This is a genomic window from Amycolatopsis sp. WAC 01376 (genome assembly GCF_003947415.1).
In the GTDB taxonomy this organism is placed as follows: domain Bacteria; phylum Actinomycetota; class Actinomycetes; order Mycobacteriales; family Pseudonocardiaceae; genus Amycolatopsis.
On the sequence record NZ_QHKL01000011.1, the window covers coordinates 129893 to 153643 of the forward strand.

Annotated in this window: 21 protein-coding genes and 1 riboswitch; of the genes, 9 read left to right on the plus strand and 12 right to left on the minus strand. The window is 69.6% G+C overall.

The window, feature by feature from the left end; translation table 11 throughout:
• The first annotated feature begins 168 nt into the window (after positions 1-168).
• Positions 169-714, plus strand: coding sequence for a cysteine hydrolase family protein (locus DMH03_RS38935; RefSeq protein WP_125797004.1), 546 nt, complete (start codon positions 169-171; stop codon positions 712-714).
• A gap of 28 nt (positions 715-742) precedes the next feature.
• Complete coding sequence (locus DMH03_RS38940; RefSeq protein WP_125797005.1) at positions 743-1255, plus strand: VanZ family protein; 513 nt, start codon at positions 743-745, stop codon at positions 1253-1255.
• On the opposite strand, the gene DMH03_RS38945 is transcribed toward DMH03_RS38940, so the two are convergent.
• From DMH03_RS38945 to DMH03_RS38960, 4 genes are all read right to left on the minus strand, one after another.
• Positions 1219-2913, minus strand: coding sequence for an NAD(P)/FAD-dependent oxidoreductase (locus tag DMH03_RS38945; protein WP_125797006.1), 1695 nt, complete (start codon positions 2911-2913; stop codon positions 1219-1221). The two genes, DMH03_RS38940 and DMH03_RS38945, sit on opposite strands and share 37 nt — an antisense overlap.
• Complete coding sequence (locus DMH03_RS38950; protein ID WP_125797007.1) at positions 2910-3665, minus strand: carbon-nitrogen hydrolase family protein; 756 nt, start codon at positions 3663-3665, stop codon at positions 2910-2912. The genes DMH03_RS38945 and DMH03_RS38950 overlap by 4 nt, the downstream gene beginning before the upstream one ends.
• A 118-nt stretch (positions 3666-3783) precedes the next feature.
• Positions 3784-5820: an acyltransferase family protein gene (locus DMH03_RS38955; protein WP_125797008.1), complete on the minus strand. Its 2037-nt coding sequence runs from the start codon at positions 5818-5820 to the stop codon at positions 3784-3786.
• A 207-nt stretch (positions 5821-6027) separates the two neighbouring features.
• Positions 6028-6591 carry a DinB family protein gene (locus DMH03_RS38960; protein WP_125797009.1) on the minus strand — a complete coding sequence of 188 codons (564 nt, stop codon included), beginning with the start codon at positions 6589-6591 and terminating at the stop codon, positions 6028-6030.
• A 92-nt stretch (positions 6592-6683) separates the two neighbouring features.
• On the opposite strand from DMH03_RS38960, the gene DMH03_RS38965 reads away from it, so the two are divergent.
• Positions 6684-7631: a YafY family protein gene (locus DMH03_RS38965; protein WP_125797010.1), complete on the plus strand. Its 948-nt coding sequence runs from the start codon at positions 6684-6686 to the stop codon at positions 7629-7631.
• 133 nt (positions 7632-7764) lie between these two features.
• On the opposite strand, the gene DMH03_RS38970 is transcribed toward DMH03_RS38965, so the two are convergent.
• Positions 7765-9582 (minus strand): NAD(P)/FAD-dependent oxidoreductase, encoded by a 1818-nt coding sequence (locus tag DMH03_RS38970; RefSeq protein ID WP_125797011.1) that lies wholly within the window; start codon positions 9580-9582, stop codon positions 7765-7767.
• A gap of 157 nt (positions 9583-9739) precedes the next feature.
• On the opposite strand from DMH03_RS38970, the gene DMH03_RS38975 reads away from it, so the two are divergent.
• Positions 9740-10942, plus strand: a complete 1203-nt coding sequence (locus DMH03_RS38975; protein ID WP_125797012.1) for a helix-turn-helix domain-containing protein — start codon at positions 9740-9742, stop codon at positions 10940-10942.
• Between the two features lie 44 nt (positions 10943-10986).
• Positions 10987-12240, plus strand: coding sequence for a sodium:proton antiporter (locus tag DMH03_RS38980; RefSeq protein WP_233611848.1), 1254 nt, complete (start codon positions 10987-10989; stop codon positions 12238-12240).
• Between the two features lie 12 nt (positions 12241-12252).
• On the opposite strand, the gene DMH03_RS38985 is transcribed toward DMH03_RS38980, so the two are convergent.
• On the minus strand, positions 12253-12762 hold the full coding sequence (locus DMH03_RS38985) for an SRPBCC family protein (RefSeq protein ID WP_125797014.1): 510 nt from the start codon (positions 12760-12762) through the stop codon (positions 12253-12255).
• Positions 12763-12854: 92 nt separating this feature from the next.
• Positions 12855-13490 carry a DUF4230 domain-containing protein gene (locus DMH03_RS38990; RefSeq protein WP_125797056.1) on the minus strand — a complete coding sequence of 212 codons (636 nt, stop codon included), beginning with the start codon at positions 13488-13490 and terminating at the stop codon, positions 12855-12857.
• Positions 13491-13601: 111 nt separating this feature from the next.
• Between DMH03_RS38990 and mptB the strand changes: the two genes are divergently transcribed.
• Positions 13602-15041: a polyprenol phosphomannose-dependent alpha 1,6 mannosyltransferase MptB gene (gene mptB / locus DMH03_RS38995; protein ID WP_125797015.1), complete on the plus strand. Its 1440-nt coding sequence runs from the start codon at positions 13602-13604 to the stop codon at positions 15039-15041.
• Here the strand turns inward: mptB and DMH03_RS42185 are convergent.
• On the minus strand, positions 14945-15490 hold the full coding sequence (locus DMH03_RS42185) for an SRPBCC family protein (RefSeq protein ID WP_158633160.1): 546 nt from the start codon (positions 15488-15490) through the stop codon (positions 14945-14947). The two genes, mptB and DMH03_RS42185, sit on opposite strands and share 97 nt — an antisense overlap.
• Positions 15491-15549: 59 nt before the next feature.
• On the opposite strand from DMH03_RS42185, the gene DMH03_RS39005 reads away from it, so the two are divergent.
• Both DMH03_RS39005 and DMH03_RS39010 read left to right on the plus strand, forming a co-directional pair.
• Positions 15550-16131 carry a TetR/AcrR family transcriptional regulator gene (locus tag DMH03_RS39005; RefSeq protein ID WP_125797017.1) on the plus strand — a complete coding sequence of 194 codons (582 nt, stop codon included), beginning with the start codon at positions 15550-15552 and terminating at the stop codon, positions 16129-16131.
• Positions 16132-16196: 65 nt separating this feature from the next.
• Positions 16197-16265, plus strand: a riboswitch (guanidine-III (ykkC-III) riboswitch).
• A gap of 11 nt (positions 16266-16276) precedes the next feature.
• Complete coding sequence (locus tag DMH03_RS39010; RefSeq protein ID WP_063277207.1) at positions 16277-16591, plus strand: multidrug efflux SMR transporter; 315 nt, start codon at positions 16277-16279, stop codon at positions 16589-16591.
• Positions 16592-16766: 175 nt separating this feature from the next.
• On the opposite strand, the gene DMH03_RS39015 is transcribed toward DMH03_RS39010, so the two are convergent.
• Together DMH03_RS39015 and DMH03_RS39020 are read right to left on the minus strand one after the other, a co-directional pair.
• Positions 16767-18092, minus strand: a complete 1326-nt coding sequence (locus tag DMH03_RS39015; protein WP_125797018.1) for an alpha-lytic protease prodomain-containing protein — start codon at positions 18090-18092, stop codon at positions 16767-16769.
• 135 nt (positions 18093-18227) lie between these two features.
• Complete coding sequence (locus DMH03_RS39020; RefSeq protein ID WP_125787002.1) at positions 18228-19211, minus strand: LysR family transcriptional regulator; 984 nt, start codon at positions 19209-19211, stop codon at positions 18228-18230.
• A gap of 160 nt (positions 19212-19371) precedes the next feature.
• On the opposite strand from DMH03_RS39020, the gene DMH03_RS39025 reads away from it, so the two are divergent.
• Entirely contained in the window at positions 19372-20136 is a 765-nt protein-coding gene (locus DMH03_RS39025; protein ID WP_125797019.1) for a hypothetical protein, read from the plus strand.
• Positions 20137-20190: 54 nt separating this feature from the next.
• Here the strand turns inward: DMH03_RS39025 and DMH03_RS39030 are convergent, their stop codons facing one another.
• Together DMH03_RS39030 and secD are read right to left on the minus strand one after the other, a co-directional pair.
• Complete coding sequence (locus DMH03_RS39030; protein ID WP_125797020.1) at positions 20191-21378, minus strand: sodium:proton antiporter; 1188 nt, start codon at positions 21376-21378, stop codon at positions 20191-20193.
• Between the two features lie 91 nt (positions 21379-21469).
• Positions 21470-23740 carry a protein translocase subunit SecD gene (secD, locus tag DMH03_RS39035; RefSeq protein WP_125797021.1) on the minus strand — a complete coding sequence of 757 codons (2271 nt, stop codon included), beginning with the start codon at positions 23738-23740 and terminating at the stop codon, positions 21470-21472.
• Positions 23741-23751: the final 11 nt, after the last annotated feature.

The window sequence follows — 23751 nt, forward strand, 5'->3', positions numbered from 1 at the left end:
GTCGTTAGAACGACACTTACCACTCACGACCTACCTGCCCGGCGTCCCTTGTGGACAGTCAAGAGCCTCATCTTCACCTTTTGCCCCCCGGGACCAGGCGCGAAACGGCCGGATATCGATACGGATCAACGGCGCGAACTTCCGATGCAGGACACTAGGCTGCCGGATATGAAGGCCGCGCTGCTCATCGTCGACATGCAGGACATGCTCGTCCCCCTGGTGTGGCGCGGTGAGGAGCTGGCGGCCCGGATCGCCGCGCTGGCGCGCCGGGCCCGGGCGGACGGCGTTCCGGTGATCGCCCTGCGGCAGATCGGCGCGCCCGGCACCGACTTCGATCCCGCGTCACCGGGCACCCGGGTCAGCGCGCTGCTCGGTCTCGAACCGATCGACGTGGTGGTCGACAAGACGGCGACCGACTCCTTCTACCGCACGGGGTTGGCGGGGCTGCTCGCCGACCGGGGCGTCGACACCGTGGTGCTGACCGGGCTGGCCACCGACTACTGCGTCGACGCGACCGCCAGATCCGCGCAGAGCCACGGTCTCGACGTCGTGCTGGTCGGCGACGGCCACGCGCCGTCCGCCGACGGAGATCCCACCACGGGCCTGACCGCCGAACAGGTCATCGCGCGGCACAACCTGCTCCTGAGCACCGCGATCCACCCGGGCGGCAGGCTGCGCGTGGTGCCCGCGGCGGAGGTCGAGTTCACCGGCTGAGCGAGCCTGCTCGTACGATCGGCTCGCCATGATCACGAACTTCCTGCTCGACCACTCCGCGCTCGTGCCGGTGGCGATCGCACTGGTCGCGCTCGTCTGCGCCGTCCTCGGCCACCTGTTCGCGGGCAAGCGGCGGGTCCTGTTGGCCCTCACCGGCGTGTCCCTGGTGCCGGTCTTCGCGCTGACGCTGGTGCCCACCGCGCACACGATCGACGGGATCCTGTGCACCGTCCAGTTCTCGCTGCCCACGCTCGGCGCGGTCGAACTCCTGGCCAACGTCGCCCTGTTCCTGCCTCCGGTGTACTTCGCCACGCTGGCGGCGAAGCGGCCGCTGACGATGCTCGCGGCGGGCTCGGCGCTGTCCGCGGTGATCGAGACGCTTCAGGCGTTCGTCCCCGCCATCGGCCGCGCCTGCGACACCAACGATTGGCTGATGAACACCGTCGGCGCGGTACTCGGCGTGGCCCTGGCGCTCGGCACGGCGTGGCTGGTGAAGCGCCGCGCTCAGTCCGGCAGCTCGATGGGCGCGATCTCCTCGTAGACGTCGCCCGGGCCCGGGTTCGCCGGATCCGTCTCGCCGCCGAAGTGGTTCAGCACGCCCCACACCGCGTTGAGCGCCGTCTGGACGGCACCTTCGGCCCAGCCCGCCGTCCACGAGACGTCGTCACCCGCCAGGAAGAGACCGCGGTGCCGCTCCTCCAGCCTGTCCTGTTTGAAGTGGGTGAACAGCCGGTGCTGGTAGCGGTAGTGGCCGGGCAGGTTGGCCTTGAACGCGCCCATGAAATGCGGTTCGGCCTCCCAGGACACGGTCACCGGGTCGCCGATGATGTGCCGCCGGACGTCGACGCCAGGGTAGATCTCCTTCAGCGACTGCAACATCACCTCGACCCGCTCGGAGACCGAAAGCGGCAGCCATTTCAGCGAATCGTCGGCCCAGGTGTAGGACAGGCAGATCACCGCGGGCGCGTCCGGGTCGTCACCGAGCAGGTAGGTGCCGCGCGGCATGCGGTCGGTCAGCGTCATGCTCATCGTGTCGCGGCCGGTCGCCGGATCCTTGTCCAGCCAGAAGGGCCGGTCCACCGGGACGAAGACCTTCGAGGACTCCATGTAGTGCGTGCGCTCGATCGCCGTCCAGTGGTCGATCGGGAACAGCGCCTCGTCGCAGGCGATCTTCGACAGCAGCATCCAGCTCTGCGCGGTGAACACCGCCGCCGGGTAGGTGCGGATGCGGCCTTCGGTGTCGGTCACGGTGATGTTGTTCGGCGCGGTGCGGTGCAGCCGGGCGACGCCGGGGTTCGGGCTTCCGCCGTGCAGTGAGCTCAAACTCGTTCCCGCGGGCCAGAACGCGATGTCCTCGGGCGCGTGTTCCCACAGCCGCAACGGAAGCTGCCTGCTCCCGCCGACGATGCTGCGGTGCTCGTCGTCGGCGCCGGTGTAGACCACCCGCAGGATCTCCAGGATCGAGTTCGGGAAGTCGGTGTCCCAGCCGCCGGTGCCGAAGCCGACCTGCCCGAAGATCTCGCGGTCGCGGAACGAGGCGAACGCGGGCGAATCACAGAGGAAGCCGTAGAAGGTCTGGTTGTCCAGCCGCGGCACGAGTTCGTTCCACAGCCGCTTGATCATCTTCGCGTCGCGCTCGCGGATCGCCTTCTGCATCTCGGTGAACGCGGCCTGCTCGGACAGCGTGCTGTCCCAGGCGGCGGCGACCTTGCCGAAGACGGCGGGCAGTTCGTCCGCTGTCCGCGCGTAGTGGCTCTCCCCCTTGAGATCGACGACGGTGCTCGGCGTTCCCGGCGCGAGCGGGTTCGGGAACGGCGTCGTCTCCAGGCCGACCTTGTCGATGTAGTGGAAGAGCGCGGTGGACGCCGGCGGGAACCGCATCGCGCCCATCTCCGCGACGACGTCGTCCGGGCAGCCGGGGAAGTTCACCGTGCGCAGGCGGCCGCCGATCTCGGCGATCTCGTACACGACCGGCCGCAGGCCGAGTTTCATCAGCTCGTACGCGGTGACGATGCCCGAGAGGCCGCCGCCGATCACGGCCACCTCGGTGCCGTGGCGCTCGGCGGGGAGCGAGCCGAGCCCGGCGGGGTTGGCGAGGAAGTCGTCGTAGGCGAACGGGAAATCGGGGCCGAACATGGTGATCGGGCGACCCGTGGATTCGTCGTCGTGGTGGATCGCGGTCGGGAGGGCGGAGGTCATGCGGAAAGTCCTCGGTACAGATCGGGCCGTCGATCGGCCAGGTGGGTGTTCTCCATGCGTGACGCGACGAGCGCCTCACGGGTGACTTCGGCGCTGATCAGCTCCGGACCGGCACCCGCGCGGGCGAGCACCTCACCGGTCGGGGCGACGACACAGGATCGGCCGCAGTAGGTCAGTTCCTGTTCGGTGTCGCAGCGGTTCGCGTACGCGACGAACAGCTGGCTTTCGTAGGCGCGGGCGGGCACCAGCGTGTCGGCGACCAGTTCGTACGGGCTCATCAGCGCGGTCGGCACCACGAGCAGTTCGGTCCCCGCCAGCGCGTGCGCCCGCACCAGTTCGGGGAACTCGACGTCGTAGCAGATCAGCAGGCCGATCCGGAGACCGTCGAGATCGGCCTGCACGACCGCCTCGGTGCCCGGCTCGAACCGGTCGCGGTCGATGTCGCCGAACAGATGGGTCTTGCGGTAGTTCGCCAGCCGCTGTCCGCCGGGGCCGATCAGCTGGACGCTGTTGTGGACGTGGTCGCCGTCGGACTCGGGGTATCCGTAGGCCAGCGCGACGCCGGTTTCCTTGGCCAGCGCGGACATCCGGGCCGCTGTCGGACCGTCGGCCGGTTCGGCGAGCGCATGGGAGCGGGCGCCGATGTGGTAGCCGGTGGTGATCATCTCGGCGGCGATCACGAGGTCGGCACCCGACGCCGCGACGACGGACGGCAGCTCGGCGTACGAGCCCTGGTGGACGGCGACCTTCATACCGACGACGATATCCGCCGTTCCAATGCGTCGATAAGGGCGATCTGTTGCGCAGAGTATTGGCAGACCGTCGAATCGATGCGGCCAGATGCAATTCAGCGGCGATTTGTTGTCTGGATCACCCTCCTGGCAGGGCTTCCTCGGCGTGATCGTCGGCCCAGCCGAGGGCCTCGGTGATGGCTTTCTCCGCGATGGCCGACATCGTCGACATGTAGGTACCGCTGACGTGGTTGTCGTCGAGGTAGACGAGCACGTTGCCGATCACCGGCGGGCAGACCTCTGCCGTGCAGAAGTAGTCACTGAAATCGAGGAACCGCACGTTCGGCGGCAGATCCGGCAACTTCTCGTACGGCGGCTCCGCCGCGTAGAGGTCATAGCGCGGCGTTGCGCACTCCGGCGCCTCCGCGCCACGGCTCTCGGCACACGCCGACGGCGACTGGCCGAAGCGCGGGTTGTCCCGCACCGCCAGCACCGGGATACCCGCCTCGTCGACCTTGCGCCACTGCGCGATGTAGCCGCCGGGGACCCGTTCCTCGACACCCGGCTTGACGTCCCGTGTGCCGATCGTCAGCACGGCGTCGGGGCGGGCCGTGACGATCTCGTCCACCACCGCGGTGTTCCAGTCGATGCAGGACTGGTCGCCCGGCACCGTGTCCGAGTCGGTGGAGAACGGGCAGCCGCCGCGGAGGATCGACGTGACTTCCCAGTTCTTCTTCTCGGCGACCGGGAGCAGGGCGCCGAGGAACTGCCCGGCGTGCGAATCGCCGGTGACCACGATCCGGCGGTGGGGATGCCCCGACGTCTGCGAGGTGCAGACCTCGAGGTCGGCGTTGCGCGGCGACGGGCCGCAGCGGGCGGGATCGATCCCCGCCCAGTCTTCGGACACCGCGACGAACGACGGGACGAGCGCGGCGTCGGTGGCACCCCAGTAGGTGAATCCTTCGGTATGCGCGAGGGCGCCGGGGTGGTCGGGATCGTCGATCGCGATCGTGTAGTTCTCCGCCTGCCGGACACCGGCCCATTGCCAGGCGCCCGACGCGGCGAGGACCACGGCCATCGCCAGGACGCCGAATCGGTAGGCGCCCCAACGGTTCCCGGCCCCGATCGCGGAAACCCGGACCGGCTTCTCGACCAGGTGGTGAGTCAAGACGGCGAGAGCGAACGACAACGCGATGATCACCGCGCCACCGCGCAGGCCGACCTCTTCCCTGTCGCGGGCGACGAGGTAGAACACCAGAACCGGCCAGTGCCAGAGGTAAAGCGCGTAACTGAGGTCTCCCAGGTACTTCAGCGGGCGGCTGGACAAGAAACGATCGGCACCGCCGGAGAACGCGGTGTGCCCGGCGAGGATCACCAGCGCGGCCGAAAGTGTGGGCCAGAGCGCGAGGTACCCGGGAAAGACCGTGCCGACCTGGAGCACCAGGCCGCAGGAAACGAGCCCGGCGACCCCGGCCCAGCCGAACACGACCCGCGCCGGCCTCGGCACCGACACCCGGTCGAGCACCAGCGCGAGCAGACCACCGAGCGCGAACTCCCACACCCGCGTCAACGAATCGAAGTACGCCAGCGGCTGATCGACCGCGGTCAACCACACCGAATACGCCAGCGAAGCCGCGAACACCGTGCCGAGAACGCCGAGCAGCATCGGCCGGACGTCGCCGCGAGTCCGCCGGGCGACCAGCAGCACCAGCCCGACCAGCAACGGCCAGACCACGTAGAACTGCCCCTGGATCGACAGCGACCAGAAATGCTGGACGACACTTGCCGAGTTGTGCTGCGCGAAGTAGTCCGTGGAATCCGCCGCCAGCTGCCAGTTCTCCACGTACAGGGCGGAGGCGACGACCTCCTTGATCGTCTGGAACCAGCGGTTCTGCGGCAGCAGCACCATGCTCGCCGCGACGACCAGCAGCAGCACGGTGAGCGCGGCCGGGAACAGCCGCTTGATCATCCGGCCCCACATCGGCCGGTACTCGATCTTCCCGCGCGCCGCGGCGCGATAAAGCTGGCCGGTGACAAGGAACCCGGAGATCAGGAAGAACGCGTCGACGCCGCCGGAGATCCGGCCGAGCCACACGTGGTAGACGACCACCAGCACACACGCGAGCGCCCGCAACCCCTGGATTTCCGGGCGGAACCGCCGCTCCGTCTCCCGCACACAACCACCACCAAGATCACCGGCCGCCGACGGGCGGGGACCCTACGGCAGGAAGCTGTGAGCGAGCTTAAGTTCGGATGATCGGACGACCTCGGGCAGGTCCGCCGCCCGCCGCGGATGCGCGTGAAGGCCCCCTTCCCTCGGCTGGTCACTCAAAACCATGGCCGAGGGAAGGGGGCCTTCACGCGCTCGGAACCCCGTGCGGGGTCAGGTCGACTTCTGGCCGTCGATGCTCTCGCGCAGGATGTCGGCGTGGCCGGCGTGCTGCGCGGTCTCGGCGATGACGTGCGACAGCACCCGGCGCACGCTGCGCACCGCGCCCGGCGGGTTCCAGGGCGCCTCCGGCAGGGGATGCGTGGCGTACAGGTCGGGAATCGTCGAGACGATCTCCGTCGTCCGCGCGGCCACCTGCTCGTAGCGCGCGAGGATTCCCGCCAAGGTGTCGCCGGGCAGCATCCTGAAGTTGTTCTGGTGGTCGATCGCCCACTGCGGGAACTCACGGGCGGTCCCGGCGCCGATGTCGGCCCAGGTGACGCCTTCCGGCAGGTCGTAGCTGATCGCGGACGGGCCGTCGACCACGAAGCGCAGCCACATCTCCTCGATCGAGGCGACGTGCTTGATCAGGCCGCCGAGGCTCAGTTCACTGACCGTCGGATGCGCGTCGAGTTGCTCGTCCGTGAGGCCCTGGACGGTGGCGGTCAGCGCGGCGCGGATGGTGTCGAGGGCTTCGAGCAGGTCGGCGCGTTCGGCGTCGAGGATGGTGGTGGTCATCGGGCCCTCCGGGTTGTCGTTCTCTGGCACACGACGACTCTCGCAGGGGTAGAGGACAGGTTGTGGCCTCTACTGGAGGCATCATGGAAAACATGCCGAAGACCTCCGCGCGTCTGCTGTCGATGCTCTCGTTGCTGCAGGCCCGCCGCGACTGGCCGGGAGCGCTGCTGGCCGAGCGGCTGGACATCAGTCCGCGCACCGTGCGGCGCGACGTCGACAGGCTCCGCGACCTCGGCTATCCCATCGCGGCGATCAAAGGTCCCGACGGCGGGTACCGGCTCGACGCCGGGTCCGAACTGCCGCCGCTGCTGTTCGACGACGACCAGGCGGTCGCGCTGGCCGTCGCGCTCCAGATCGCCACCACCAGCGGCGCGGGGATCGAGGAAGCGGCGATGCGGGCGCTGCACACCGTCCGGCAGGTGATGCCCTCGCGGTTGCGGCGCCGGATCGACACGCTGCGGGTCACCGCCGTCGAATCACCCGCGAGCCGGGCGGAACCCCGCGTGGACGGCGAAGTCCTGCTCGCGCTCGGCGCGGCGGTGCACGCCCGCGAGATCCTCCGGTTCGGCTACGCGGACGCGCCGCGCCGGGTGGAACCGCATCATCTCGTCACCTGGCACGGCCGCTGGTATCTCGTCGCGTGGGACCTCGATCGCGCGGACTGGCGCACCTTCCGTGCCGATCGGATCTCCCCGCGCACCCCGACCGGCCCGCGGTTCACGCCGCGTGAGCTGCCTGTCCCCGACGTCGCCACCTTCGTCGCGAGCCGGTTCCGGGGCTCTTCGGAATCCGGCGAGTGGCCGTGCCGCGGCGAAGTCATCCTCGACCTTCCCGCGGCCACCGTCTCCCACTACGTCCGCGACGGTGTGGTGGAAGAACTCGGACCGGATCGGTGCCGCCTGTCGCTGGGATCGTGGTCATGGGCCGGGCTCGCGGCGAGTATCGGCCGGTTCGACGCCGACATCGAGGTGGTCGGTCCACCCGAGCTCAAGGAGGCTTTCGCCGTCCTGGCCCGCCGTTACGCGAAGGCGGCAGGCTGACCACGGATACGACGCCGGGAACCGCCCAAGGTCTGGGGGCGGTGCCCGACGTCGCCGACCGCCCGAGGTCCGGAGGCGGTGCCCTCCGGTACCGGGACCGCCCGGGATCCCGGCTACCGAAGCTTCGATGCCGTCATGCCTTGTGGTGCACCTCCTGCAGGCCGAACACCGGCGTCGGGATGCCCTCGTAGCGCGCTTTCAGTTGCAGTGCGAGATAAAGCGAGTAGTGCCGCGACTGGTGCAGGTTCCCGCCGTGGAACCACAGGCCTTCCTTCTGGGTGGGCTTCCACATGTTGCGCTGCTCGCCCTCCCACGGGCCGGGGTCCTTCGTCGTCGCGGAGCCGAGGCCCCAGCATTTGCCGACGAGGTCCGCGGTCTCCTGACCGACCAGGTCGGCGACCCAGCCGTTCATCGAGCCGTAGCCGGTGGCGTAGACGACGAGGTCCGCTTTCAGTTCGGTGCCGTCGGACAGCACCACCGCGTCACGGGTCAGCCGGTCGACCTGGCCGTGGGCCAGCTTGATCTTCCCGTCGGCGACCAGTTCCGACGCGCCGACGTCGATGTAGTAGCCGGAACCGCGGCGCAGGTACTTCAGGAACAGGCCGGATCCGTCATCGCCCCAGTCGTGCTGGAACCCGGCCGCTTCCAGCCGCGCGTAGAAGTCCTTGTCCCGCTCACGGATCGCGTCGTACACCGGGATCTGGAACTGCGGCATGATCCGGTACGGGATCGACGCGAAGATCATGTCCGCCTTGTCGGTGGTGATCCCCGACCGCACCGCGCGTTCCGAGTACAGGTCGCCGAGTCCCAGCTCCATCAGCGAATCCGACTTCACCACATGCGTCGAGGACCGTTGCACCATGGTGACGTCGGCGCCGTGTTCCCACAGTGCCGCGCAGATGTCGTGTGCGGAGTTGTTGGAGCCGACCACGACCGCCTTCTTGCCTGCGTAGGAGTCCGGGCCGGGGTGCTGGGACGAATGGTGCTGATCGCCTTCGAAGACGTCCATTCCGGGGAACGACGGGATGTTCGGTTTGCCGGACATCCCGGTCGCGAACACGACGTGCCGCGGTGTGAGCACCAGTTCCTCGCCCTCACGGACGACGGTCACCAGCCACTGCTTCTGTTCCTCGTCCCAGGAGGCCGACGTCACCTCGGTGCTGGTCCAGTACGGCACCTCCATGAGCCGCGTGTACATCTCGAGCCAGTCGGCGATCTTGTCCTTGGGCGCGAACACCGGCCAGTTGTCCGGGAACGGCAGATAGGGCAGGTGGTCATACCAGACCGGGTCGTGCAGGCACAGGTTCTTGTACCGCTTGCGCCATGAATCGCCCGGCCGCTCGTTGCGTTCCAGGACGAGCGTCGGCACGTCGAGCTGCCGCAGCCTGGCGCCGAGCGCGATCCCGCCCTGCCCGCCGCCGATCACGACGACGTACGGCTGCTGTTCGTAGCCGAGCCGAGTCCGCTCCTCTTCGCGTTTCTCGGCCCAGGACTTCCGGCCGCGCACGACGCCGTGCTCGACGCCCTTCGGCCGCTGATCGTTGCGACGTTCCTCGAAACCCTTGAGCTCCCGCAGGCTCGTCAACAGCGTCCAGGCGCCTTCGTCCTTCAGCCTCAAGTGGCCTTTCGCGCGCCCGGTCGCGGTTTCGAACTCCAGCCACGCTTCGGTGACACCGTCGGCTTCGGTCGGCGTCTCGGTGGTGCGGAACCCGGACGGCTCGATCCGGTCGAGACAGGCGCCGAGCAGGCCGGCCACCTCGTCGCGGCCTTCGACCGTCTTGATCGTCCAGGTGAAGGCGACCTGGTCGCGCCAGTAGCTGTCGACGGCGAAGAGCGCGGCGGCGGCTTCGGCGTCGCGGGCGGCAAGGGCCGATTCGAACCGGCTCAGCCAGGCATCGACCCGAGCCTGCGGCGAGCCCGTCGCCTCGATCCGGTCCACCGTCTGTGTCATGGCCACTCCTGAACGTCGGCGTTCGGCTGTTACCCCGATCACACGCCGCGGGCGGCTACGGCGGCAAGGGTTGCAGCGTGTTGCAGCCCGGCTCCTTGGCGCGCCTCGACCGGCGGACCTATGCTGGTCAGTCGACGCGATGGTGCGGAGGTGGCCTGTGGGCGTGCACAGTTCGGTCCCGCCCGGCGTCGACCTGCCGATGCACGCCCGTGACCTGATCCGCATGCACGAAGCCGTGATCGGCGGCGGCCGTCCGCGGGTCCGGCCGCGGCCGCTGGTTTCGCGGTCGTGGTCACGGATGCTGAGCCTGGGGCTCGCCGCCGACGGGGTGAACACCCGGGATTCGGTGCCGCTCGACGAGGTCGCCCGCCGTCGCCGCGCCTCCCCGCTGCGGTGGGTGATCGAGGACCTCGGGCAGGTGGTCGGAGCGACGGCCGACACCGCGAACATGCTGCTGGTGGTGACCGACGCCGAGGGCATCATCCTCTGGCGGGTCGGCTCGCCCGCGGTGCGGCGCCGGGCCGACACACTGGGCTTCACCGAAGGCGCCGACTGGACCGAGGCCAGGGTCGGCACCAACGCCATCGGCACCGCGCTCGCCGAGGCCGCGCCGGTGGAACTGCTCGCGGGCGAACACTTCGAACAGGGCCAGCATCCTTGGTACTGCACCGCCTCGCCGGTGCACGATCCGCGCACCGGCGAACTGCTCGGCGTGATCGACGTCAGCGGTCCCGCGCTGACCCTGCACCCGGCGATCGGCGCGCTGGTGGAGACCGGGCGGCGGCTGGTCGAATCCCAACTCTGGCGCCACCATCAGCAGGGGCTCGACCGGTTGCGCCGGACCGCCGAACCGGTGGTGACCGGCGTGGGCGGCCCGGTACTGCTGGTGGACGACGACGGCTGGGTGGCCCACTCCGCCGGGGTCTCCTCCGGCGCGCGGATCGCCGCGCCCGCGGAAGGGCGGATCCTCGCCGTTCCCGGCCTTGGCGCCTGCCTGCCGGAACGGCTGTCGGAAGGCTGGCTCGTGCGCCCGGCCGACACCGCGCGCCGGGTCCGGCTGGATCTCGAACTCGGCCACGCGCCGATGCTGCGGATGGCCTCGGGTGACGTCGGCTGGGTCCGCACCGTGACGCCGCGGCACGCGGAGATCCTCGTGCACCTGCACACGGCGGGCCCGTCCGGGCTGTCGGCCGAGGCGCTCAGCCGGGCGCTCTACGGCGACGCCGAACACCTCGTCACCGTCCGCGCCGAGGTCTCCCGGTTGCGACGGCTGCTCGGCGCCATTGTGGACACCCGGCCGTACCGGCTGGCCGCCGGCGTCGGCCTGACAATCCACAAAGGACTCGAAGTCGGCGGCTGAGCCGTCCCCGGTTGCGGGAGGATCAAGCCGGGTACTCCGCGCGAATGGAGATACTCCTCGCCGGGGCGGGCGTGCTGGCGCTGTGCGCCGCGGTGCTGCCGAACCTGCTGCACGAACGCCCGCTGTCGATGCCGCTGGTCCTGCTGGTGGGCGGGCTGCTTTTCGGACTGCTCCCCTTCGGGTACCCCTATGGCCAGGGAGTGCTGGACCCGCGGTCGCATGTGGGCGCCGTCGAGGTGATCACCGAACTCGGCGTGCTCGTGTCACTGGTCGGCGCGGGACTGAAATCCGACCGGTTGATCGGCTGGCGGTCCTGGAATTCGACGTGGCGGCTGCTGGCGATCACGCTGCCGCTGTCGGTCTGCGCGGTCGCCCTGCTCGGCTGGTGGGCGCTCGCCCTGTCCCCCGCCGCCGCGCTACTGCTGGGGGCCGTGCTGTCACCGACCGATCCCGTGCTGGCGAGCGATGTCCAGGTACCCGCGCCGCATACCGAGGACGGCCGGGGATCGGACAACGAGATCAGGTTCACGCTGACCTCGGAGGCCGGGCTCAACGACGGGCTGGCGATGCCGTTCGTGTTGCTTGCCCTCGTACTGGCCGGAACGGCGAGCACGTCACCCGTGCCGTGGGTGCTGACCGAGGTCCTCGTGCCGCTCGCGGTCGCCGTACTGGTCGGGCTGATCTGTGGCTGGCTGCTGTCCTGGCTGATGTTCCGGGTCCAACACGAGCGGCTGCGCCTCGGTGAATACTCCGACGGGCTGGTGGTGCTGGCCATCGCGTTCCTGCCGTTCGCGCTGTGCGAATGGCTGGGCGGCATCGGCTTCGTCGCGGTGTTCACCGCCGCCGCGACCATCCGCGCCAGCGAACGGTCGCACGAGTACCACGGGGTGCTGCACGAATTCGGCGATCAGCTGGAACGGCTCTTCGTCGCGCTGGCCTTGCTCGGGCTCGGCGTGGCGCTGGGCGACGGACTCCTTTCCGAGGTGAAACTCGTCGAAGTCCTGGTGGCCGTCGCGGCGGTGATGATCGTGCGCCCGCTGTTCGGCGGGCTGGCCTTGCTCGGTGGCGCCACCACACGTCCGGCGGCGACGGCGATCGCGTTCTTCGGCATCCGCGGGATCGGCAGCCTCTACTACCTGTCCTACGCGCTGGGGCACGGCGATTTCCCGATGGCCGACTCGCTCTGGCGGGTCACGGCGCTCACGATCGCGGTGTCGGTCCTCGTGCACGGCCTGCTGTCCGGCCCGGTGATGCGCAAACTGGAGGGCCGGGGAATGCAGAACTTCGAGAGCGGGTAAGGGGAAAGGGCGCTAGTGGCGCCACTCCCGGCCCTCGAGCCGGGCCTTCACCCGCTGCAAGGTGGTGGCGATGTTGGCCCGGTTCGTCCCGGCGCGGTCGGGCTCGCCGGTGATGAGGATGGCGAACGGGACGAACCACGGCGGCACCCGCAGCCAGTTCGTCACGGTGACGCGGCTGCCTTCGCCGACGGGGACGATGTCGTACTCCCAGCGGGAAATCGGCACGAAGAACTGCGTGCGCACCCGGTAGGCGAACCGGCGCCCCGGCTCGGCCTCGGTGATCTCGGCGTGGGTCACCCAGCGCCGGAGTCCATTGCGGTTGCTGCCGGCGAACCAGTTCCCGACCCGCGCCTCGGTCGCGCCGTGGATCCAGCGCGCCTTGTGCAGTTCCTCGGCGCATTCGGCCATCGCGACGGGGTCGCTGACGAGCCGGTACACCTTCTCGGGGGCGACGTCGATCGTGACCTCGCCGGTCGCGATCGGTTCGCTGTAGGTCAGGCTGTCCTTCGGCTTCGTCTCCATCGTGCCTCCCGGTCGATTCCGTCAGCCCACCAGTACGAGGGCCCCCGGTCAAGACCGGCGCGGCCAGCTCAGCACGGACGCGGAACCCGAGGTCAGGTGGCCGGTTCCGCCGGGAAGGTGACTTGGAAGCCCAGCCCCCGCAGCAGCTGCGTGAGCATCGCCTTCGTGTTGGCCTTGGCGCGCTCGAGCAGGCCGGAGTGTTGCGCGGCCTCACCGATGCGTTTCTCCGCGGCGAGGTGGAACGGCCGCTGGTCCTGCACGGAAACCAGGCCGCCGAGCCGGTCGATCAGGCCGCGCTCCTGGCCGAAGACGTAGCTGCGTTCGTGGTCCAGATTGGGTTTCGCCAGTTTCGGCTCGGGCAGCCGCACCGCGACCGATCGCCGGTCTTCGGACACGGTCAGCGAATTCTCCACCAGTGGCCCGAAATCGACGTATGCGTCGACAGACCCCGCCGCGACGAACAGGGTGCGCTCCCCGGCGATGCTCGCGGGCACCCACTTGACGTCCTTCTCGATGTCGACGACGACCTGGTAGTCGCCGACCGCCGCGTGATACTGGCTCAGGTCACGGACGGCCTGGAGCACCGCGGGCTGCGAGCGGTCCACAGTGGACGTTCCGAACGGGTCGAGCTTCGGCAGCAGCCCCGTGATCTGCAGTGCCGCCGCGACGATCAGGAGCCCCACCAGGCCGAACACCCCGAGACGCACCCAGCGTTTCTTCACGCCCACCACCGCCTCTCCAGCGCGTGGAGTACCCGGCGGACGCGGCCCCGAAGCGTCGCGGCCGGTTTCCCGTACGTTCGGCGGAACCGGATTCCGCACTTGGAGTAGCTTGGCCGCATGCAGAACGTCTTGCCCGCGCCGGAGAAGACCGGGCTGAACATCTCGGCGTTGCACTGGGCGGGTTTCCTCGGAATCGCCGTGCTCGTGCTGGTCACGTCCGGGATCGGCCTGCCCTCGGTGCTGGTGGTCGCACTGGGCGTCGCCGGGATGGCCACCCTGGTGCTGTCCTGGCTCGGCATCGGACGGCTCGCCGCCGGATTGCCCGAGCGGCGGCTGTACTGGATCGCGGTCTCCTGGTGCGCGCCGCTGCTGGTCGCGCGCCCGCTGTTCAGCGGCGACATCAACAGCTACCTGGCGCAGGGCCTGATCGCGGCCAAGGGGTTCGACACCTATCTCGTGGGTCCGGCCGAGGCGCTCGGCGCCGATTCGCCGGTGACACTCGCGGTGAGCCACTACTGGCGGGACACACCCGCGCCGTACGGTCCGGCGTTCGTCGCGCTGGCCCGCGCGATCGCCCACGTCGCCGGGGACGCCTTCGTGCCGACAGTGCTGCTGCACCGGCTGCTGGGGCTGATCGGCATCGTGCTGATGGCCTGGGCGCTCCCCCGGCTCGCCCGGCGCGCCGGGGTTTCGCCGTCGATCGCGCTGTGGCTCGCCCTGCTCAACCCGCTGGTCCTGTGGCACGTCGTGGCGGGCGTGCACAACGACGGGCTCATGGTCGGGCTGATGGTCGCCGGGCTGGAACTCGTCCTCATGGGCGCGGCGAAGACCGGCGCGGCCCGGCCGGCGCTGATCGCGGCCGGCGTGATCGCGGTGAGCGCCGCCGCGAACATCAAGATCGTGGCCGTCGCGGGTCTGCTGTTCGTCGGCATCGACCTGTTCCGCCGGGCGACGCCCGCGGGCCGGGCGGCGGTGGCGCTCGGACTGCCCGCCGGATTCGCCGCCGTCACGGTGGCGATCTCACTCGGCAGCGGGCTCGGTTTCGGCTGGGTCCGGGTGCTTTCCGGGGTTTCCGGCCAGGTCCACAGCTGGATGGCGCCCACCAACGAACTCGGCTTCCTCGTCGGCGGGGTGGGCAAGATCTTCGGGGCGGACCTCACCGACGGCGCGATCAAGGTGTTCTCGCTCGTCGGCGCGATCCTCGGTCTCGCCGTCGGTGCCAGGCTCCTGTGGCTCACGTACCGGGAAAAGCTGCACCCGCTCTACGGCGCGGGCCTGACTTTCGCCGCGATGCTGGTGCTCGGCCCGGTCGTGCAGCCGTGGTATCTCCTGTGGACGGTCGCGCTGCTGGCCGTCAGCCTCACGACCGGCCGCGGACGCTGGATCCTCGCGGGTGTCAGCGCGGTGTTCGGTGTCCTGCTCCCGCCCGCCAACGGTGGCGCCGTGTCGCTGGCACTGGGTTACTTGATCGCCGTCGTGCTCATCGGCGGCACTTTGTTCTTGCTCAACCGGAAGGGCCTCTTGCCGGAGATCAGGTTCCGCAAGAGCCGGACGTAGAGGCTCCATCGCGCGGGCTTCTCGACCGTGCCGGTGAGTTCCCGCTCGGCACGGTCGAGGCAGTCTTCCAGCAGCGCGTCGTGCATCGGCCGCCACAGCAGCGGATAGGTGAACCACGCCGGATGCCGAAGCCGCAGCACCATGAGGTGTGCGAGTTCGGTCTCGCCTTTTTCCGTCGCACGCAAGGTGAATTCGTGGAACCCGTCGAAGCCGCGGGGCGCGGTGAACCTGAACCGCACGGATCTCCCTGGTTCGTAGGACTCCACGTGGTACCGCACCGGTCCGTGCCCGCCGACGGCTCCCACCCCGAGTGGCCGGTCGAACCGCAACGGCGGCCACGCGTCGACGGGCCAGAGCTTGTCGCCGTCCGCGGAAAGAGTGTCGATCAGCGCGCCGGCGCGCTCCCGCGGCACGTCGACGATCCGGTGATGCCTGTTCCACACGCGCATCGCGCCTCCCAGTTCTAGAGACCTTCCCCTAAAACCATAGTAGAGGATAGTCTCTGAAAATGGGACGGCCACCGCGGCACACCGCCGACGACTTCCTCGACGCCGCCGTGCGGATCTTCGCCGCCGAAGGGATCGCCGGGGTGACCATGTCTGCCGTCGCCCGCGAGGTCGGCGCGCCGAGCGGGTCGATCTACCATCGCTTCCCCGGACGTCCGGCGCTGCTCGCCGCCGTGTGGCTCCGCACGGTGACCCGCTTCCAGCAGGGCTATCTCGAAGCCCTCGAACAGGAACCGGTCACCGAGGCGGCCGTCGAAGCCGCGGCACAGGTCGTCCGCTGGTGCCGCGCTCATCCCGCCGAGGGGAAACTGCTCTACGCGGGCCGCGGCGCACTCGGCGTCGACGACTGGAGCACCGAGGACCGCGCCCGCGTCGGAGACGCCGACCGCCGCCTCGAAACGGCGATCACGAAGGTCGTGCGACGGCTGCGCCCGCTGACCGGCCGGAGCACGGACGAACTGATGCTGGCCCTCGTGGACCTCCCGTACGCCGCGGTGCGGCGACATCTCGACAGGGGCGACGCGCCGCCACCGCGCACCGTCGACCTGGTGGCCAAGACGACCCGGACCCTGCTGACCGGCTGACCGGCCGTGGTGGTGACCCTCGTCAAACCCGCGGGCGCCCTCGCCGACGGTGTGCCATCCTAGTCGTGGAACCTCGTGATCGAGGTCCCCGGACGAGTGGGTGCCGTACCCGGCCAGCGACAAGACGGCACTCTTGGAGCGCGTCATGTCGTGGCTTGTCCTGATCGTTTCGGGTGTGCTGGAAGCCGTGTGGGCCACCGCCCTCGGCAAATCCGAAGGGTTGTCCCGGCCGGTACCGTCGGTGATCTTCGGCGTCACGCTGGTGGCGAGCATGGTGGGGCTCGCCTACGCGATGAAGGATCTCCCCGTCGGCACCGCCTACGCGGTCTGGGTCGGGATCGGAGCTTCGCTCACCGTCGCCTACGGCATGTGGTCGGGCGCGGAAACCGTTTCGGTGGCCCGAATTCTGCTGATCGTGGGGATCGTGGCCTGTGTCGTTGGCCTGAAAGTCCTGCACTGAGCCGGATTCGCCGCGGCAGCGGTGCGCCCAATGTGGCATTGGGGTCGCTCAACGTCCCCAATGCCACATTGGGCGCACCCCCAATCACGAAAAGGAACCGCCCCCGACGCACGGACGACGTCGGGGGCGGTCGAGTCCGGGCGCACCCCTGCGTGTGGCCCGGACGGCTAGGCGGTCAGGCGCGCGCCCAAAGCGCTGGGACGTTCGGCGGCTCCCAACCTGCCTGTGCGGTGTGGCCCTGGAGGGCCCGGTACGACGCACCGCCGTAAGTCACCGTCGCGCCGACGGCGTAGGTGGTGCCCGCCGCCCAGGTTCCGCCGGGCGGGTTGTTCGACGTCGTGGTGGTCGGCGTCGTGCTGGACGGCGGGTTCGATCCCGAGGTCACCAGGCGCAGGTTGTAGACGCTCAGGATCTCCGAGATCGGCTGGAAGTAGAACGTGCCACCCGAGCTGCAGTTGCCGGAACCGCCGGAGGTGACACCCTGCGCCTGGTCACCCGCGAGCCACGAGCCGCCGGAGTCGCCCGGTTCGGCGCAGGCGTTGGTCCGGGTGAGGCCGGAAACGGTGCCCTGCGGGTAGTTCACCGAGGCGTTCTTCTGCTGGATGGTGCCGCAGTGCCAGCCCGTCGTGGAACCGGAACGGCAGACCGACGCGCCGACCGCGGCCTCCTGCGAGCCCGCCACCGGCACGGTGCCCGGGTAGCGGTTCACCAGCGGACGCGGGGTGTTGCCCGCGTCCACGCGGACCCATCCGTAGTCGTTGCCGGGGAAGCTGGAGCCCGCGACGCTCCCGCTCGGGTTCGAGGTCCGCGTGCCGGTGGTGCCGCAGTGCCCGGCGGTCACGAAGCCGCCCTCGACCGAGAAACCGATCGAGCAGCGGCCCGAACCGAAGGTGTAGGCGTTGCCGCCGATGACGTCGATCAGCGGAACGGGGCTTTCGGTGCTGGTCTCGACCCGCACGGCGTCGGCACGCACGCCGGACGCGGTCGCCCACGACTTCGCGGCGGCTTCGGTGCCCGTGGTGGCCAGGACGACGATCGAGTTGGTGACGGCGTCGACGTACCAGCCGGGCACGGTCTTCGGCGCGCTGGTTCCCTTGGCGTCCAACGACAGCTTCGCCGCGTCGAGCTGAGCGGCACTCCGCGCGACGGTCTTCGGGGTCGCGCCCGCGGCACGCACGGTGCCCTCCAGCGCCGCGTCGGTGACCGCGACGGTCAGCGTGGTCCCGGTCGCGTCCAGCCAAGATCCGGCGTAGGACGAGCCGAGCCGGGTCTTGAGGTCGCTGTCGGCGCGAGCCGCCTTCTGCTCGACGGCGAGACGGGTCCTCGCCTGGTCCGGGCTGATCTTCAGGTCGCGCGACAGGGCGGCGACGATCTCCGACTGGACCTGGTCGGCCGCGGGGGCGGTCTGGCCGGCGCTGGCGCTCGGTGTCAGCGCGACGGCCGTGACCAGGCCCGCGCCGGTAAGGGCCGCCGCGGCGGCCGCTACGATCTTTCGGTTCATTTCAGGCGTTTCCTCACCGACGTTCCGGAAGAAGATCTCGTCCCAGACCGTACGAGGCACCTGCCGCAAAAGGTACATACCATTTAGGTCATATCCACGTCAGTGGACTGGACCTTTCAACGACTTCCGCGCAGGTCAGCGCACCCCTGCGTCCGTGTAGTCGACGCCATAACCCGGGTTCAACTCCAGGTACTTCGAGTAGGTCGGCCGCCGGTCGATCAGCTCGCCGTACACCGCGCGGGACAGGGCGATCATCTCCGCGGCGAAGGGGCCCATCTCCCCTCGATCCGACCAGCCGACAAGATTCCGCCAGCTCAGCGGGTTCCCCGCGATCGGGACCGCGACGATCCCCGGGATCTCATGGAACAGCGGCTGACACAACACCACCGCGTGTCCCGATTCGACCATCTCGATACAGGTCAGCACATCGGTCTCGTACAGCGAACGCGGCGTGAACCCCGATCGCGCGCACGCGGAAGCGAAACAGTCGCCGAAGCATCCGTCGCCCGGCGTCGCACACCACCGCTCGTCCGCGAGCTCACCGAGTTCCACCTCGCTCTGCTGCGCGCGCTCGTCCCGCGCCGACATCAGCACGAACACCGGATGATGCGCGAGCGTCCGCCAGCGGAGACCGGGCTCCGGCGGCGGCGCGGCGTCACCGCAGACACCGACGAAGGCGAAGTCCAGCGCGCCCTCCGCGGTCATGTCCGCGAGTTTGTTGGACGACCACGACGTATGCGTGGCGACGTGGATGTCGGGATGAGTGGTGCCGAGGCGCTGCAGGAGCGCCCCCAGCATCGGCCCCGTCGCCGAGCCGAGCCGCAGGGTCACCGGCTCACCGGTCCCGGCGTGCTGGGCGAGGCGCGCCGCCTCGTCGTGCAGGGACGACACGGCGGGGAGCACCATCTTGGCCCGCTCGAGGACGAGGAGACCGAGCGCGGTCGGCCTGGTGCCCGTGTGATCGCGCAGGAAGAGCTTCCCGCCGAGGGTCCGTTCGATGCGCTTCAGTTGTGCTGTCAGTGCAGGCTGCGCCATTCCGAGCGTGTTCGCCGCCTTGGTGATACTCCCGAGTTCGGCGATCGCGCACATGATGCGCAGGTGGCGCAGTTCCAGCTCCATCCCTCTACGTTAGTAGACATAACTGGACTGGACCAGACAAACAAGTGGGCCAAATGGCTTCGTATCGGGTGGTTCGCGGGATGCCATCGATGTCAGGAATCCCGGACATGGCGGGCCACCGGCCGATATCGTCACCACGGAACGACGACGAGGGGGTTCGGTGGCGGACGAGCATGGACGGATCCGGCGATCGCTGGCGCGCGTGATCACCGACGACAATCTGGATCTGTACGTACTGGGCACCGTCGCACTGGTGTTCACCGTTCTCGGCGCGACCGGGATCTCGGACGTCAAAACGCTTTCGTCCGTGGTGACGGCGTTGCTCGCCCTGCTCGCCTTCTCCCAGATCCGCTCGCGGCGGCTGACCGAACAGGTCCGCGACGCCAACCGCGGCGGCCCGGCGGCGTTCTTCGAATCGGAATTCCCGGCGGATCTCATCTCCCGGCGCGCGACGGCCTTCGACATCCTGCTCATCGGCCATTCCATGACCAGGACCGTGCAGGGCATGCGCAGTGACATCCGGTCGATCCTCGAAGCGGGCGGACGGATCCGGGTCCTGGTGCTCGATCCGACCGACGAAGAGCTCGTCGCCATCGCCGATCGCCGGATTTCCCAAAGCCTCGGGCAGGGGCGGCTGCGGCAGCGGATCCTCGCGACCCTGGACGAACTGACCTCCTTGAAGAGCAGGACGAGCGGCAGGCTGGAGATCCGGGTTTCGTCACGGATCTCCTCCGCGGGCTTCAACTGTCTCGACGTCTCCAGCAAACGCGGACTGATCTGCGTCCAGCACTACGAATACCGGCCGTCCGGTGAAGCCTCACCGGTGTTCACAGTGGAACCGAAGGACGCGCCTTGGTACCGGCATTTCGCCGACGAGGCGGAACGGCTGTGGGAGGACGGCACGCCCTGGCCGCCGGCGGAATAGGTTGGCGTGCCGGTAGCCAGTTCGGTGCGCCAGCCGAGCGGAAGCACCTAGCCGTCAAGACCTCTTCGACTTGCGGTTCAGGAACGCCGACGCCCCGACACCGTGCGCCGCGACGCTCGCCAGCACCGTCACCGCCATGACGCTCAACGCGATGTCCGCCGCGTCCCCGTCGAGCGAGTTGAAGGCCAGCAACCCGAACACGATCGACGCCGCGCCGCGCGGGGCCAGCAGGCCGATGGTCATCCGGTCCCGCCAGCGGAAATCCGTCCGCAGCAAGGTGATCAGCACCGGGATCAGCCGGGCGACGGTCAGCGCGACGACGCTGACGATCACCACGCCCCAGGTGAGGCCGAAGGACAGCACCAGCACCGCGGTGCTGCCGAAGACGAACCACATCAGCAGCCCGCACAGCGAACTGACGTCCTCGGCCAGCCCGAGTTCGTCTTCGCTCGGGTGCCGGGCGGTCTTGTAGGCGATCCCGCAGATGAACGCGGCCACGAAGCCGTTGCCGCCGATCGCGACGGCGGCGGTGTAGGTCAGCAGCGGCAACGCGACGGCGGCGACCCGCGCGGAATGCCGCGTCGACCAGCCGTGCTTGCCGGTCACGTTCATCGCCACCGCGGCCACCGCGCCGATGACGGAGCCCGCCAGTACGGCGAGCAGCGCCGCAGGGATCGCGGTCTGCAGTGCCTCGCCCGGGGTGTTCGCCTGGTGGTGGCTCCCCGCGAGGGTGAGCGCGAAGATGAACACCGGGGCGACGACGCCGTCGTTGTAGCCGCTTTCGACGTTCAGCAGATGCCGCACGCGTTCGGGCACCCGGACGTCGTGCACCACCGAGGTCGCGGGCGCGAAATCCGTGGGCGCGATGATGCAGGCGATCAGCAGCACCACCGTCCAGCCGATGCCCGGCAGCACCAGCAGGCCGACGCCCATGACGATCAGGATCGTCAGCGGCAGGGCGATCAGCAGCAGCCGCACCGCGGTCTTGGCGTCATGACCGAGATAGCCGCCCTTGACCGCGGTGGCGTCCACGAACAGCAGCAGCGCGAGGATCAGTTCCGCCGCGTTGAGGGCGATCTCGGTGTTGAGTCCGTTGCCGAGGTCGTTGCGGGTGCTGAACCCGATCGCCAGCCCGGCCGCGACCATCGCCATCGGCGCGGTGATCTGCCACCGTTCCAGCCGGGCCGCGGTCATCGTCCAGGCCAGCACGACGACCGCGCCGACGAGCACGCTCTGGATCATCTACCCGCCCCTCGTTCCCGGTGGAACTCCCCTGCCACCGGGAACGAGCATAGGGCCGGGCGCGGCACGACGGTCCACAAAGGAACGTCGATCACACCACCGCGCCGTTGTCTTCGCGCGACCGTGTCCGCGACGCCTTCCTGACCGGACGTCCGGCCCCGGGCCACCGCTTGTCGAGCAGGATCGCGACGGGACCGGCGGTGGCCACTGTGGACACCGTGCCCGCGACGAGACCGAGCAGGAGCGCGAGGGCGAAGTCGGCCAGCGATCCGTCCCCGAGGAACAGCAGCGCCCCGAGGACGAACAGCACGCCGATCCCGGTGTTGATCGTCCGCGGCAACGTCTGGAGCACCGCCGTGCCGACGACGCGGGCGAACGGTTCCTTGCGGCGTTGCCCGCGCACTTCCCGGACCCGGTCGAAGACCACCACCGAGTCGTTGACCGAGTACCCGATCACCGTCAGCAGCGCGGCGAGGAAGACGCCGTCCATGGATTTGCCCAGCCAGGCGAAGATCCCGAGGATGATCAGGACGTCCTGGGCGAGCGCCGCCACCGTGGCGACGCCGAGCCGCCAGTCGAACCGCACCGCCAGGTAGATCAGCTGCGCCAGCACCGCGAGGCAGAGCGCGATCACCGCCTTGGTGCGCAGTTCGGCGCCGAGGCTCGGGCCGATCTGCTCGTCGCGGATCTCGGTGGCGTCACCCGCGACCGACGCGACGGCGGTCCTGATCCGTTCGGTGGCGTCTTCGTCGATCGGTTCGGTGCGGACCGAGATGTCCTTCTCACCGGATGTCTGCACGACGGCGCGCGGGAATCCGGCGTCGGAGACCGCGTCCCGCACCTGCTCGACGTCGGCGGGTGCCGAGGTGCTGTATTCGACGACCCTGCCGCCGGTGAACTCGACGCCGAGGTTCGGCCCGGCCACGAACAGCCCGGCGATCGCGGCGATGACGACCGCTCCCGCCACCATCAGCCAGCGTCGCGGTTCGCCGAGGAACCCGGGGTCGCGGCGGTTCACCCACTGGCGGACCCGGCCCTCGTGGGTCAGCCCGGAAAGCCGCGGCCTGCGCGCGACCGCGCCCCGCATCGTCAGGTGCAGCAGCAAACGCGTGAGCACGAGCGAGATGAACAACGCGACGACGACGCCGATGGACAACGTCACCCCGAATCCGCGCACCGGGCCGGACGCCAGCCAGAACAGCAGGCCCGCGGCGAGCAGCGTCGTCACGTTCGAATCGACGATCGCCGACAACGCCCCGCTGAACCCGCGGCTGACCGACCGCGGCAGTGACCCGCCCCGTTTGACCGTGTGTTCTTCTCTCGCCCTTTCGAAGACGAGCACGGTGGCGTCGACGGCCATGCCGATCGCCAGGACGAAGCCGGCGAGCCCCGGCAAGGTGAGCGTCGCGCCGACGGCGAGCAGCGCGGCGTAGGACACGGCGGCGTACGCCACCAGCGCGCCCACGGCGATCAGTCCGGCCAGGCGGTACACCGCGAGGAGGAACAGCGCGGTCAGCGCCAGGCCGATCACGGCGGCACGCGCGCTGGCGTCGATGGCCTCGGCGCCGAGCGTGGGTCCGACGGTGCGCTGCTCGATGATCTCGACCGGTGTCGGCAGCGCGCCTGCGTTGATCAGCAGTGCCAGGTCCTTCGCTTCGGCCGGGGAGAACTGGCCGGTGATCTGCGTGCTCCCGCCGACGATCCCGACCCCGCAGGCGACCTGCGGGCTGACCTGCGGCGACGAGATCACCTTGTCGTCGAGCGCGATCGCCACCCGGCGGGCCGGGTCACCGGGCGGCGAACAGGCGGCCTGCCCGGTCAGCCGTTCCCAGGCGCGCCCGGCATCCCCTTTGAAGTCAACGGAAACGAGCCAGCCGCCGCCCTGCGAATCGATCGACGAGAGCGCCTCGTCGACACCTTCGCCGGTCAGTGCGGCGGGCCCCAGCGTGAGCGGCTGGCCGCTCTCGTCGGGAAGGACCCGCGAGTCACCGGTGCCGGTGCCGAGCACGGGATGGAAGGACAGTTGCGCGGTGCGGCCGATCACCTCGACGGCTTCGCGCGGATCCCGGACGCCGGGCAGTTCGACGATGATCCGGTTGTCCCCGGAGCGGGCCAGCATGGGCTCGGCGACGCCCAGCGCGTCGACCCGGCGGCGCAGCACCTCGAGCGTCCGGTCGGTGGTCTCGGCGTTGGCGGTGACGGTGGGGGAATCCTTGGTCTCCAGCACGATCTGCGTCCCACCACGCAGATCGAGGCCCAGACGCGGGGCGGTGGTCAGCAACAGGTACACGGTCGCGGCGAGGACGACCAGCGAGACGACGGCTCGCCCGGTCATGCCTCGCCGCGCGGTTTCGCGCGGCACGAAGGGTTCTC